The organism is Pseudoflavonifractor phocaeensis (assembly GCF_038439875.1).
Classification (GTDB): Bacteria; Bacillota; Clostridia; order Oscillospirales; family Oscillospiraceae; genus Vermiculatibacterium.
This window is the reverse complement of the sequence record NZ_JBCDMT010000004.1, coordinates 271,215-283,963: the sequence shown is the minus strand read 5'-3', so window position 1 is coordinate 283,963 and position 12,749 is coordinate 271,215. Positions and strand designations below refer to the sequence as shown.

The 12,749-nt window shown below is 61.9% G+C and carries 12 protein-coding genes; 11 read left to right on the top strand and 1 reads right to left on the bottom strand.

Features of this window, described 5'->3' with window-relative positions:
• From def to spoIVA, 11 genes are all read left to right on the top strand, one after another.
• Positions 1-501 carry a peptide deformylase gene (def, locus tag AAEU42_RS08605; RefSeq protein ID WP_342233128.1) on the top strand — a complete coding sequence of 167 codons (501 nt, stop codon included), beginning with the start codon at positions 1-3 and terminating at the stop codon, positions 499-501.
• Entirely contained in the window at positions 498-1,418 is a 921-nt protein-coding gene (gene fmt / locus AAEU42_RS08600; protein WP_342233127.1) for a methionyl-tRNA formyltransferase, read from the top strand. The genes def and fmt overlap by 4 nt, the downstream gene beginning before the upstream one ends.
• Complete coding sequence (gene rsmB, locus AAEU42_RS08595) at positions 1,418-2,734, top strand: 16S rRNA (cytosine(967)-C(5))-methyltransferase RsmB (protein WP_342233126.1); 1,317 nt, start codon at positions 1,418-1,420, stop codon at positions 2,732-2,734. Before fmt ends, rsmB begins: the two co-directional genes overlap by 1 nt.
• A gap of 24 nt (positions 2,735-2,758) precedes the next feature.
• The gene (rlmN, locus tag AAEU42_RS08590) at positions 2,759-3,784 is read left to right on the top strand and encodes a dual-specificity RNA methyltransferase RlmN (protein ID WP_342233125.1); all 1,026 of its coding nucleotides are present in this window, start codon (positions 2,759-2,761) and stop codon (positions 3,782-3,784) included.
• The gene (locus tag AAEU42_RS08585) at positions 3,781-4,515 is read left to right on the top strand and encodes a Stp1/IreP family PP2C-type Ser/Thr phosphatase (RefSeq protein WP_342233124.1); all 735 of its coding nucleotides are present in this window, start codon (positions 3,781-3,783) and stop codon (positions 4,513-4,515) included. Before rlmN ends, AAEU42_RS08585 begins: the two co-directional genes overlap by 4 nt.
• Positions 4,516-4,529: 14 nt before the next feature.
• Positions 4,530-6,578, top strand: coding sequence for a Stk1 family PASTA domain-containing Ser/Thr kinase (pknB, locus tag AAEU42_RS08580; RefSeq protein ID WP_342233123.1), 2,049 nt, complete (start codon positions 4,530-4,532; stop codon positions 6,576-6,578).
• Between the two features lie 2 nt (positions 6,579-6,580).
• Positions 6,581-7,459: a ribosome small subunit-dependent GTPase A gene (gene rsgA / locus AAEU42_RS08575; RefSeq protein WP_342233122.1), complete on the top strand. Its 879-nt coding sequence runs from the start codon at positions 6,581-6,583 to the stop codon at positions 7,457-7,459.
• A complete protein-coding gene (locus AAEU42_RS08570) occupies positions 7,444-8,091 on the top strand; it encodes a thiamine diphosphokinase (protein ID WP_342233121.1) in 648 nt (215 codons plus the stop codon). The genes rsgA and AAEU42_RS08570 overlap by 16 nt, the downstream gene beginning before the upstream one ends.
• 88 nt (positions 8,092-8,179) lie before the next feature.
• Entirely contained in the window at positions 8,180-8,335 is a 156-nt protein-coding gene (locus tag AAEU42_RS08565; RefSeq protein WP_342233120.1) for a hypothetical protein, read from the top strand.
• Positions 8,336-8,495: 160 nt separating this feature from the next.
• Positions 8,496-10,022: a DUF3794 and LysM peptidoglycan-binding domain-containing protein gene (locus AAEU42_RS08560; protein ID WP_342233119.1), complete on the top strand. Its 1,527-nt coding sequence runs from the start codon at positions 8,496-8,498 to the stop codon at positions 10,020-10,022.
• A gap of 13 nt (positions 10,023-10,035) precedes the next feature.
• Positions 10,036-11,514, top strand: a complete 1,479-nt coding sequence (spoIVA, locus tag AAEU42_RS08555) for a stage IV sporulation protein A (RefSeq protein WP_342233118.1) — start codon at positions 10,036-10,038, stop codon at positions 11,512-11,514.
• 47 nt (positions 11,515-11,561) lie between these two features.
• Here the strand turns inward: spoIVA and AAEU42_RS08550 are convergent, their stop codons facing one another.
• Positions 11,562-12,458, bottom strand: a complete 897-nt coding sequence (locus tag AAEU42_RS08550; protein WP_342233117.1) for an EamA family transporter — start codon at positions 12,456-12,458, stop codon at positions 11,562-11,564.
• Positions 12,459-12,749: the final 291 nt, after the last annotated feature.

Below are 12,749 nucleotides of genomic sequence, written 5' to 3'. Positions count from 1 at the left end.
ATGGCGATACGAAAGATTTTGACCGATGAGGACCCGGTCCTGCACAAAAAGTGCCACCCGGTCACACAGTTTGACGAGAAATTGGGCTCTCTGCTGGACGATTTGAAGGCCACTTTGGCCAACGCCAACGGAGCTGGCCTGGCCGCGCCCCAAATCGGTATTCTCCGCCGGATCGTGATCGTGGTGGACGCCAACGACGAGATGCTGGAGCTGGTCAATCCCGAGCTGCTGGATCAGGAGGGGGAGCAGGACGGCTTTGAGGGCTGCCTCTCCGTACCTGGCCGTTGGGGCATGGTGAAGCGGCCCATGAAGGTCCGGGTAAAGGCCCAGGACCGCAGCGGCAAATGGTTTGAGGCAGAAGGGGAAGAGATGGTGGCCCGCTGCTTCTGTCACGAGATCGAACATCTGGACGGCCATATTTTTACCGAGCACACGGACAAACTCTATACTTCCGAGGAGCTGGATGAGCTTCTCACCAGACAGGAGAAAAAGCGGAAATGAGGATCCTATTCATGGGCACGCCTGAGTTTGCCGTGCCCTCCCTGGAGGCCCTGGTGGCCGCTGGGCATACCATCTGCGGCGTATTCACCCAGCCGGACAAACCCAAAAACCGGGGGATGAAGCTGCTTCCAACGCCTGTAAAGGAATGTGCCATGTCCCATGATATTCCCGTATTTCAGCCGGTAAAGCTGCGGGACGGGACGGCGCTGGCTCAAATTCAGGCGTTGGCCCCCCAGCTGATCGTGGTGGCCGCCTACGGCCGTATCCTGCCGCAGGATATCTTGGACTGCCCGCCTTTGGGCTGTATCAACGTCCATTCGTCCCTGCTGCCAAAGTACCGGGGTGCCGCCCCCATTAACTGGGCCATCCTGAATGGAGACCGGGTGACTGGGATCACCATCATGCATATGGCCGCGGCCCTGGATGCAGGAGATATCATCTCCCAGACCGAAACGGAGATCGGCCCGGACGAGACCGCCCCCGAGCTCACCGCCCGGCTGGCTGAGCTGGGCGGGAAACTTTTGGTGGAGACAGTGGGGAAAATCGAGACTGGGACCGCTCCCCGGACGGCCCAGGACGAGAGCCAGGTGACCCTGGCCCCCATGCTGGACCGGGAGCTGTCGCCCATGGATTTCACCAGACCCGCCCAGGCCCTTCACGATCAAGTCCGGGGTCTGATCCCCTGGCCCGCCGCCACCGCTCAGGTAGGCGGTGTGCGCTGTAAGATATTCGCTACGTCGGTGGAGCCGGGAACCGGCAGGCCCGGGACCGTGCTGGAGGCCGGGAAGGGCGGCCTGCTGGTGGCCTGCGGCGAAGGGGCCCTGCGCGTCCTGGAGCTCCAGCCGGACGGCGGGAAACGGATGCGCTCCGCGGATTACCTTCGGGGGCATCCCCTGGAGACGGGGAGTGCCCTTTGATGGCCCTTTCCGCCCGGGAGGTGGCGCTGAACTGCCTCATTGCCTGTGAAAAGCAGGGGGCCTGGTCCGACGGCTATCTCCGCAACGCCATCCGGCAGGCCGGGCTGGACGGCCGGGACGCCGGGCTTTGCACCAGGCTGGTCTTTGGCGTCCAGCAAAACAGACTCCTGCTGGACTGGTATCTGACCCGTTTTTCCTCGGTAAAGCCCGAAAAAATGGAGCTTCCGGTACGGGGGGCTCTTCGCCTAGGCCTTTATCAACTCCTGTTTATGGACCGGATCCCGGTCCATGCCGCGGTCAATGAATCGGTGGCCCTCACCCGGAAACGCAGCCGGAACCCGCGTTCCGCCGCCCTGGTCAACGCCGTTTTACGGACGGTGGAGCGGGAGCGGAAAGAGGGGCTGCCCCAGCCGGAGGAGCTGTCTGTTCGTTACAGCCACCCGGAATGGCTGGTCAGGGAGCTGACCAATGCGGTGGGCCCGGAGGAGATCGAGGCGCTGCTGGCCGCGGACAACGGGGAACCGCCTATCCAGGCCCAGGTCAATACCCTGAAGGCCACGACGGAAGAGACGGCGGCGGAACTGACGGCTGCCGGAGTCACTGTGCGCCCCCATCCCTGGCTGCCCGACTGCCTGGAGCTGGAGGATACCGGAAATCTGGAAGGGCTGGACGCCTTCCAAAACGGGACGATCTATATTCAGGACGCCGCCGCCCGTCTGGCGGTGCTGGCGGCCGGGCCGGAGCCTGGAATGGCCGTGCTGGACGCCTGCGCCGCGCCCGGCGGCAAATCTTTCGCTGCCGCCATCGCCATGGGGGACAGCGGCTCTATTTGCTCCTGCGATATCCACCCCCATAAACAGGCGTTGATCGAACAGGGGGCAAGGCGTCTGGGCATCCACAGCATCACCGCCGCCGTGATGGATGGCAAGGCCTTTGACCCTGAGCTGGCCGGGCGCTTCGACCTGGTCATCGCGGATGTGCCCTGTTCCGGGCTGGGGATCATTCGGAAAAAGCCGGATATCCGTTATAAGGACCCTGAGCCCTTGGGGGGACTGCCCGGTGTGCAGAGGGCTATTTTGGAGAACGTTTCCCGCTATGTCCGGCCCGGCGGCGTGCTCCTTTACGCCACCTGTACGCTGCTCCGACGGGAAAACGAGGCAGTCGTATCCTGGTTTTTGGACAAGGATACTAACTTTACACTTGAGCCGTTTACCCTTCCCGGGCATGTGGGGGCCTCGGAAGGGATGGTGACCCTGTGGCCCCACCGCCACGGCACCGATGGATTTTTCTTTGCCAAGCTGCGCAGAACGCGCTGAGGGCAGAGGGAAGGAGGAAGCCCGTTGCTGGATCTGAAATCAATGACCCTGGCCGAGATGACCGGCCTGATGAAAGAGATGGGGGAGCCCGGATTCCGGGGGAAGCAGATTTTCCAATGGCTCCACCGGGGCGTTACCTCTTTCGATGAGATGACGAACCTCTCCAAAGCCCTGCGGGACAAGCTGGCGCAAACCTGTTTTATCACGGTGCCCACTGTGGAGCGCAAACAGGAATCCCGGCTGGATGGGACCATCAAGTACTTGTGGCGCCTGGGAGACGGTAATTGTGTCGAAACCGTTTTGATGCGCTATCACCATGGGAATACTGTCTGTATCTCCTCTCAGGTCGGCTGCCGGATGGGCTGCGTATTCTGCGCCTCCACCATCGGCGGCAAGGTCAGAAACTTGACACCTGCGGAGATGCTGGATCAGGTATTGTTTACCCAGGTGGATTCCGGTCAGCCGGTGTCCAACATCGTCTTAATGGGGATCGGAGAGCCGCTGGACAACATGGAGACCGTTCTGCGGTTCCTGGAGCTGGTCAACAGCCCGGATGGGCTGAATATAGGGATGCGGCATATCTCGCTGTCCACCTGCGGGCTGATCGAGCAAATTGACAAATTGGCCCAATGTCAGTTACAATTAACCCTGTCGGTCTCGCTCCACGCCCCGGATGATGAGACCCGCTCCCAGATCATGCCGGTGAACCGAAGTACGGGCGTGGAGGCGCTGTTTTCCTGCTGCCGCCGGTACTTTGAGACCACGGGGCGGCGGATCTCTTATGAGTACGCCATGATCGACGGGGTCAACGACGCCGACTGGCAGGCCGACCTGCTGGCCAAATATTTGAAGGGGACGCCGGGCCACGTCAATCTGATCCCCCTCAACGACGTGGAGGAGAGCCCCCTCAAACCCAGCCGGCGGGTGCGGGAATTTCAGAAACGATTGGAAGGTCACGGTGTGACGACTACCGTCCGGCGGAAGCTGGGCGGGGATATCGATGCGTCCTGTGGGCAACTGCGGCGCAAACGCATGGAGGAAGCAGAATGATACGAGCTTGGGGTATCACGGATCAGGGCGCGGTGCGCGTTCAAAATCAGGATTCATACTACTTAAGCCTCATGGAGGACGATCTGGTCCTAGCCGTGGTGTGCGACGGGATGGGGGGCGCCCGGGCGGGCAATGTGGCCAGCTCTCTGGCGGTGGAAAAGGCATCGGAATATTTGGAGTCGCTGTCGCCGGAAGAGCTGCTTCAAACGCCGGGAGAGCACCTGGCCAAGGCCGCCGCCCTGGCCAACGACGCCGTCTTTCACAAGGCCAGTCAGGAGCCGGAGTGCCGGGGGATGGGGACCACCATGGTGGCTGCCCTGGTCCACGGCCGGTGCGCCGACGTGCTCAACATCGGGGACAGCCGGGCCTATCGGATTGGGGAAGAGGGCATCGTAAAGGTGACGAGGGATCATTCCGTGGTGGAGGACCTGGTCCACCGGGGCGACATCACGCCGGAACAGGCCCGGCAGCATCCCCAGAAAAACCTCATCACCCGGGCGCTGGGTTCGGAGCGGCAGTCCCGCACCGACCTCTACCAGGTGGAGCTGAGCGGCGGGGAGTTTTTGCTGCTGTGTACCGATGGGCTCTCCAACACCCTCACCGATCAGGAGATGCTGTATGAGGCCCTCCACGGCGGTGAGCCGGAGACTTGCTGCCAGCGGATGCTGGACGTGGCCCTGTCCCGTGGGGCGCCCGACAATGTCACCGCTGTTCTCATCCAAATCCAGTAAGGGGGTAATGAACTATGGATCAGTACATAGGGAAATTACTCGACAATCGATATGAGATCCTGGAGCGCATCGGCATCGGCGGCATGGCTGTGGTCTATAAGGCCAAATGTCACTGGCTCAACCGGTTCGTGGCTGTGAAGATCCTCAAGGAAGACCTGGCGCAGGACGAGGAGTTCCGCCGCCGGTTCCACGAGGAATCCCAGGCCGTCGCCATGCTCTCCCATCCCAATATCGTCTCGGTGTACGACGTGTCCCGTTCCCCGGAGCTGGATTATATTGTCATGGAGCTGATCGAGGGAATCACCCTGAAGCAGTACATGCAAAAGCGGGGCGGAAAGCTCTCCTGGAAGGAATCGCTCCACTTTATCACCCAGATCATGAAGGCGCTCTCCCACGCCCACAGCAGGGGCATTATCCACCGGGACATCAAGCCCCACAATATTATGGTCCTGCGGGACGGGAGCGTGAAGGTGGCCGATTTCGGCATCGCCCGCCTGGTCTCCGCCTCCCAGAACACCATGACCCAGGAGGCTCTGGGCTCGGTGCACTATATCTCACCGGAGCAGGCCCGGGGCAGCCGGATCGACGCCCGGAGCGATATCTACTCCGCCGGCGTGGTCCTCTATGAGATGCTCACCGGCCGTCTGCCTTACGAAGGGGATTCCCCGGTGGCGGTGGCCATTCAGCATATTAACTCCATCCCGCTCTCTCCCAGGGAGCTGGAGCCCTCCATCCCGGAGGCTATGGAGGAGATCACCATGAAAGCCATGGCCTCCGACATGGATAAGCGGTACCTCTCCGCCGACGCCATGCTGGCGGACCTGGAGGAATTTCGGAAAAATCCCAATATCAGCTTTGAGTACACCCCCGCCGATCTGCTGGTGGGGGAGGGGGACGAGCCCACCCAGGTCCTGGGGGCCAATACGCCCCAGATGGTGGCCGGCCGCCCGGTCCATACGGAGCGCTATGAGGAGCCCAAGGCCAAAAAGGAGCGGCCCGCGCCGGTGCGGGAGCCCGCCGAGGACGAGGACGACTATGACAGCGACGGCGGGGGCAAACGGGCCTTGGTCATTGTTATTGCCCTGCTCCTGTGCGCGGCGGGGATCGGCGCTTTCCTGTGGGTCACTGTGTTCAGCGGCATGACCGGCAATAAAACCTATACCGTCCCGAACCTGGAGGGCTACACCCTGGAAGAGGCCCGGGAGTTGCCGGAGATCAAGGAAAACGGCTTTACCGTAGTTGAGGGCAAACAGGTCGTCAGCGAGACGGTGAAGGCCGGCCAGATTGCCTCCCAAACCCCTGCCGCCGAGAGCGCGGTCAAAGAAGGCAACCGGGAGATCTCCGTAGACATCAGCATCGGAAACGGCGGTCTCTCCATGCCCGACGTCTACAACCAGGATCAGCGGGTGGCCACCGCCACTCTGAACGGGATGGGCCTCCAGGTCAATGTAGAGCAGTCCAACTCCTCCGAGATCACCAAGGGTAACGTGATGTCCCAGTCCCCGGCGAAGGGAGAGCGCGTGAAGGAGGGCCAGGATGTCACCATCGTGGTCAGCCTGGGCGTGGACGTGGATCAGGTCACCTTGATCCCGCTGACCGGAATGACCCTGGAAAAGGCGACCCAGGCCGTCACCGACCTGGGCCTGAAGCTGGGAAAGGTGGATCCGGTGCCCAGCGCGGAGTTTGAGGCGGGACAGGTCTGCTATCAGAGCATTCCCGTGGGGACATCCGTCCCCGCCGATACGGTCATCAACCTTCAGGTCAGTACCGGACCCGATACCGGGGCGCCCACGGAATCCGAAACCCCTGCGGAGTCCGTTTCGCCGGAGCCCACGGCACAGCCCACCGCCAAGCGCAAGGATGTGGTCGTCCCCCTGCCGGATGACCGGGAGACCGTCTATGTGCGGATCACCGTGGGCGGGGTGGAGCAGATCCCCAGCCAGCCGGTGGACACCCGGATCAGGCAGGCCCGCTTCACGCTGGAGGGCACCGGGACCCAGCAGATCGTGGTCTATATCGACGAGGTGCAGACCCAGAGCTATGCCCTCAATTTTGACGAATGAGCATGGAAGGGATCATTTTTAAAGCCCTCTCCGGCTTCTATTACGTGGACTGCGGCGGCCGGACCGTCACCTGCCGGGCCCGGGGGAAATTCCGCCACGAAAAGATAAAGCCGCTGGTGGGGGACCGGGTCTCCGTCACGGTCCAGGCGGATGGGTCGGGCACGGTGGATACCGTTCTGCCCCGAAAAAATGAGTTTCAGCGGCCGGCGGTTGCCAATATCGATCTGTTGGTGGTGGTGGCCTCCGGCGCCGTCCCGGTGACGGATCCCTTCCTCATTGACCGTGTGGTGGCCATGGCGGAGCGCCGGGGCTGTGAAAGCGTGATCTGCTTCAATAAGTGGGATCTGGAGCAGCCCCAGGGGCTCTTTGAGACCTATCAGAAAGCCGGTTTCCCCACCCTCCGGGTGAGCGCGGAGAACGGGGAGGGGATCGATGCCCTCTCCACACTGATTGCCGAAAAGGTATGTGCCTTTACAGGGAATTCCGGCGTGGGCAAATCCAGCATCCTGAACGCTCTGGAGCCGGGGTTCCACCTCCAGGTGGGGGACGTCAGCGACAAGCTGGGCCGGGGGCGGCACACCACCCGTCACGTGGAGCTCTACCGGCTGAAAAATGGCGCAGTTGTGGCCGACACCCCGGGATTTTCTTCCTTTGAGGAGGAGACCGGCGTGGGCTGCGCCCCGGAAGAGGTCCAGTATGCCTTCCGGGAGTTTGCCCCCTATCTGGACCGGTGCAGGTTTGTGGGCTGCGCCCATGTAAAGGAAAAAGGCTGTGCGGTGCTGGAGGCCCTGGCGGCTGGGGAGATTGCCCAAAGCCGGCATGACAGCTACGTCCGGCTCTATGAACAGGCCAAGGAGGTGCCCGAATGGGAACGGAAATGACCGCCCTCATTTTCGGCTCCATCCCTTCCGAGGGCTGGGATTATCTGAAAACCTACTGCCCGGCTCCCGGACTGGTGATCTGCGCGGACGGCGGGATCAAGTGCGCCAGGGAGGCGGGGTATGCTCCGGACCTTCTGGTGGGGGACTGGGACTCAGGCGGCGGGCCGGAAGAGGGGATCCCCTCCGTCACACTGTCCCCGGAGAAGGACCTGACCGATCTCCAAGCGGCCGCGGAGCTGGCCTTGGAGCGTGGATTCCGGCAAATCGTCTTTTGTGCCTGCGTGGGCGGTCGGCTGGACCAGACCGCCGCCAACCTGACCCTTTTGGAGTGGGTCCATGACCATGGGGGAGAGGCTAAAATCCTGGACAGGGGCAACGAGGTCCGCTTTTGGGACGGCAGGCCCCTGACCCTGGACGGGGACGCCGGTTACCGCTATCTCTCTTTGGTCCCGCTGGACCGCACCATCACGGGAGTCCGTCTGCGGGGGGTAAAGTACCCCTTGACGGACGCCACGTTGACCCGGGGGGACACCCTCTCCATCAGCAACGAGGTGTCCGGGCCACAGGCCGTCCTCTCCGCGGACACCGGGCGCATGCTGGTCATTCGCAGTCAGAAATACACGGAAAAGTGAATCATAAGGCGCAGAACCAACGGCCGCTCTCTTTCGTATACTGGGGTATCCAGGAAGAAAGGGGGCGGCTTTTTTGCTGTCGGATGAGATGAAACGGAATTTAGGCCTGGCCGCGGCCTGTACCGGAGGGGTGGCCGTGCTGCTGTTTCCCGCCAGTCTGGTCACGTTGGGACTGGGCGTGGCGCTTGGCTATAAGGGCCAGGACTACATCAAGTCTCTGCTGGGGGGAGGTGAGGGAAAGTGAAGATCGTCGTGGTAAAGTCTCCGAAGGCCCTGCGCGGGATCCTGAAAAGCATCTTTGGTTTAAAGTAGACTTTCCAAAATGACATACCGGTCCACCCTTGTACATATAAATGCACAGAAGAAACGAGGCGGGATGCCTGTACAAGGAGTGGAACACGCTTATGGAATTAGAATTGGACAGGACGCAGATGAATGGTTATGATGCCCTGCTGGACACTACCCTGCTCCGGGAAGAGACCCTGGAGATGATCGTGCCGGACGCCTGCCCCGATATCCTTCGGGTCGTAGAAACCGATGGAAAGGTCCTTCTGCGCAGCAAGGAGGCCATGGAAGGGCGGGTGGAGATCTCCGGGACCTTTAAGGCTTGTGTGCTTTATCTCCCCGACGGGGAGAGCGGTCTGCGGCACCTGGAGGTCTCCATCCCCTTCACGTGCAGCGCCGAAGGGCGGGAGATCGGCCCCAGCTGCAACGTGGTGGCCAGTCTCCGGCTGCACCATGCCGACACCAGGGCGGTAAATCCCCGCAAAGTCCTGGTGCGGGCGGAAGCGGCCGTAGATGTGGCCGTCTACGCTCCCATGACGGAAAGTGTCTGCGGTCAAGTGCTGGACGCGGCGGAGCAGAGCGTGGAACAGCTCACCGAGACACGGGAGGTCTACGTCACCGCCTGCGTCCAGGAAAAGCCCTTCTCGCTCTCCGACGAGGTGGCCCTCTCCGCCAGCAAGCCGGCGGCCGCGGAACTGCTCAAAAGCCGGGTGGAGCTGTGCCGGGGGGAGTCCAAGATCATCGGGAACAAGCTCATTTTCAAAGGGAGCGCCAACGTCAGCCTTTTCTACCGGGGAGAGGATGACGGCGTATATTCCTCCTCGGCGGAGCTGCCCTTCTCCCAGATCATGGAGGTCTCCGGGGTGGGGGAGAGCGCGGAGTGTGACCTGTCCTTCACCCTGACCGGCGCCAGCTGTTCCCTTGATCCCGGAGGGGACGGGCGGACCGTGTCGGTCTCTCTGGAGGCGCTGTCCCAGTCGGTGGTGCGGGAATCCAGGATGCTGGAAGTCCTGAGCGATGCGTACAGCACCAGCCAGCCCATGGCGGCGGACTGGGAGAATTACCCCATGTCCGAGCGCGTGGACCGGGGTGTCCGCAGCCAGAGCGTCCGGGAGGTCTGGGAGACCGGCGGCCCCATCCGGGACGTGCTGGACTGCCGCCTGGCAGTGGGCCAAATCGTGAAAAGCAGGGAGGGGGAGCGGATGGTCCTCACCGCCCAGGTGGAGGTGACCGCCCTCTATATCGGGGAAGACGGGAGTCTTTACTCCGCCCAGCGGCAGATGAGTGTGCCCTGCGCCCTGGACCTCCCGGAGGAGAGCCAGTGCTTCTGCCAGTGCGAGGGGGTGGGAGATGTCTACGCCACCCCAGCCGCCGGAGGCATCGAGGCCCGGTTCACCTTGGACTTCCGTTACTGCGCCACGGCACGGCGGCAGATCACGGCCCTTTCCGCCCTCCGTCCGGCCGAGGCGGCGGAGGTGGAGGGCCCCCAGCCCTCCCTGGTGCTGCGGATGCTGGAGGGGGGAGAGCGGCTGTGGGATGTGGCGAAGGCTTACGGCACCACCATCGCCGACATCATGAGCGCCAATGAATTGGCAGACGAGGCCGCCGCCATGGGCAGGCTCCTGCTCATTCCCAGGAAGCGGTAAGGGGGAGAGGAAAATGGAAGAAAATAAGCTCTACGACGATATTGCCCAGCGCACAGGAGGGGACATCTACATCGGTGTGGTGGGGCCGGTCCGCACGGGCAAGTCCACCTTCATCAAGCGGTTCATGGAGACTCTGGTCATCCCCAACATCGAAAATGTCTACCGGCGGGAGCGGGCCCGTGACGAGCTGCCCCAGAGCGGCTCAGGCCGGACGGTGATGACCGCCGAGCCCAAGTTCGTACCCGAGGAGGCCGTCCGGGTGGATATGGCTGACGGGGCCTCCTTCGCCGTCCGCCTCATCGACTGCGTGGGTTATATGGTCCCCGGCGCCGTGGGCCAGACCGAGGACGACGCCCCGCGGATGGTGACCACCCCCTGGTATGACCACGACATCCCCATGACTGAGGCTGCGGAGATCGGGACGAGAAAGGTCATTGCCGAGCACTCCACCATCGGCATCGTGGTCACCACCGACGGGACCATCACCGACATTCCCCGGGAGGACTACATCGAGGCGGAGGAGCGGGTCATTACCGAGCTCAAGGAGCTGGGCAAGCCCTTCCTGGTCCTCCTGAACTCGGCCTATCCCCAGTCTGACCGGGCCAAGGCCATCCAGGCCGACATTATGGACCGCTACGACGTGACCTGTATGCGCTGCAACTGCCTGGAGCTGGATGAGGAGGACGTCACTTCCATCATCAAAGGGGTCCTCTATGAGTTCCCCGTCAAGGAGCTGGACCTTTTCCTCCCCCCCTGGGTGGACGCCCTGCCCTATGACCACCCCATCAAAAACGGCCTCTACGCCGCCATCCGGGAGGGCTCGGCGGAGATGCGGCGGGTCCGGGACGTGGATGGAGCCATGGCGGCCATCGGCGCCTGTGAGAGCGTCAGCAGCACCAGAGTGACCACCATCAACCTGGGCGCCGGTCTGGCCGCTGCCACACTGGACCTGCCCAGAAGCCTCTTTTACGATACCATCTCGGCCCAGTCCGGCTTCACGATTGCGGACGACGGGGATCTCATGAGCCTGCTCACCGATTTGGCCAGCGTAAAACGGGAGTACGACAAGGTGGCCCAGGCCCTTCAGGAGGTCCGGGAGACGGGCTACGGCATCGTGGCCCCCAGCCCGGAGGAGCTGAAGCTGGAGGAGCCGGAGATCGTCAAGCAAGGGGGCCGCTACGGCGTGCGCTTGAAGGCTTCCGCCCCCAGCATCCATATGATTCGGGCGGACATCGAGACCGAGGTGTCCCCCATCGTGGGCAGCGAGAAGCAGTCGGAGGAGATGGTGGGCTATCTGCTCCAGGAGTTCGAGGGAGACACGGCCAAGATCTGGGACTCCAACATCTTCGGAAAATCTTTCCACGAACTGGTGGGAGAGGATTTGAACACCAAGCTCAAGCGGATGCCGGACGATGCCCGGGAAAAACTCCGGGAGACCCTGCAAAGGGTCATCAACGAGGGATCCGGCGGGCTCATCTGCATTATCCTGTAATGAAGAAGCGGGGAGACGAAATTTCGTCTCCCCGCTTCTTTGATTTGTTACTCCTGGCCCAGGATCACGATGCCGATGGCCGCCACGGCGATGACGGCGTACTGGGCTTTGGTGAGCTTCTCCTTCAATATGATTCGGCTCCACAGCAGGGAGGCCACACAATAGGAGGAGATCATGGGGGCGGCCACGATGACGTTGTCCCCGATGGCGAAGATGTAGGCGAACTGGCCGGCGGTCTCACAGAGGGCCGCCGTCAGCTTGTACCCCTCCCGGCGCTCCGGCCGGATCTTCTGCTTTTTGATGAACACCACGTAGATGAAGGCGAAGACAGCCATCATCAGGAAGGTGAGCTCATAGGCGATATTGGCCTGCTCCTCGGCGATGACGGTCCCAAGCAGGAGGCCGTCCACGAAGGTGCCCAGGCCGTCGATGAAGCAGTAGAGGAGAGGAAAGGCGATGGCGATGATGCTTTTGGAGTGCTTGGCGTCGGCCGTAAGGCCCTCCGCGGCCCGGAGAGCGTCGTCCTTCCGTTTTTCGATGACCGACAGGGCAAAGACGCCGGCGCACACCAGAACCACGCCGAAAAGCTGAAGGCCCGACATAGTCTCGCCCAAAAAGAAGAAGCACAGAATGGCGGCCACCGCGCCGGAGGAATTGCAGACGGGGGAGGAGATGGACAGCTCGATGTACCGAAGGCCCACATACCCGATGATCATGGAGAGGATATAGCAGAAGGAGGCGGGCAGGTAGGTGATGATGTCCCCCAGAGAGAAGGGGGTGCCGGTGGCGATGAGGATGATGGCATGGGCGCCCATCACGAGGCCCACGGCCATGACCATCTTCCAATGACTGTACTTATCGTCGGGCTTGGAGCCCATCTTGGAGAAGAGATCGGAGCCGCTCCAGAAAAGAATGGCGATCAGGGACAGGATGAACCAATTCATATAATGTTGTCCTTTCAAATAGTTAACTCATTTTCCTTGAAAGGACAGTGCGGGAGGCGGCCTGCGGGGGAACCGGGTGTTGTGCCAGCACTGGACACGTTTGGCTGGTCGGTGGATCATAAGGCAAAGCCGCCTCCTTTCCTTGGCCTAAAAGGGCCATCGGAAAGGTATTATACTGGATTTTCCACCTCTTCGCAATCTTTTTCTTTCTCCGGTCAGTAACGGCAAGGAAGATGGCGGAGCCCTCTAAGGCTGTACTATATGACACAAAAAAGAAGGCAGAACCCGTCT

Coding starts and splice junctions, on each gene's coding strand:
- def (WP_342233128.1), top strand. CDS start 1: ATGGCGATACGAAAGATTTTGACCGATGAGGACCCGGTCCTGCACAAA.
- fmt (WP_342233127.1), top strand. CDS start 498: ATGAGGATCCTATTCATGGGCACGCCTGAGTTTGCCGTGCCCTCCCTG.
- rsmB (WP_342233126.1), top strand. CDS start 1,418: ATGGCCCTTTCCGCCCGGGAGGTGGCGCTGAACTGCCTCATTGCCTGT.
- AAEU42_RS08585 (WP_342233124.1), top strand. CDS start 3,781: ATGATACGAGCTTGGGGTATCACGGATCAGGGCGCGGTGCGCGTTCAA.
- pknB (WP_342233123.1), top strand. CDS start 4,530: ATGGATCAGTACATAGGGAAATTACTCGACAATCGATATGAGATCCTG.
- rsgA (WP_342233122.1), top strand. CDS start 6,581: ATGGAAGGGATCATTTTTAAAGCCCTCTCCGGCTTCTATTACGTGGAC.
- AAEU42_RS08570 (WP_342233121.1), top strand. CDS start 7,444: ATGGGAACGGAAATGACCGCCCTCATTTTCGGCTCCATCCCTTCCGAG.
- AAEU42_RS08565 (WP_342233120.1), top strand. CDS start 8,180: ATGAAACGGAATTTAGGCCTGGCCGCGGCCTGTACCGGAGGGGTGGCC.
- AAEU42_RS08560 (WP_342233119.1), top strand. CDS start 8,496: ATGGAATTAGAATTGGACAGGACGCAGATGAATGGTTATGATGCCCTG.
- spoIVA (WP_342233118.1), top strand. CDS start 10,036: ATGGAAGAAAATAAGCTCTACGACGATATTGCCCAGCGCACAGGAGGG.
- AAEU42_RS08550 (WP_342233117.1), bottom strand. CDS start 12,458: ATGAATTGGTTCATCCTGTCCCTGATCGCCATTCTTTTCTGGAGCGGC.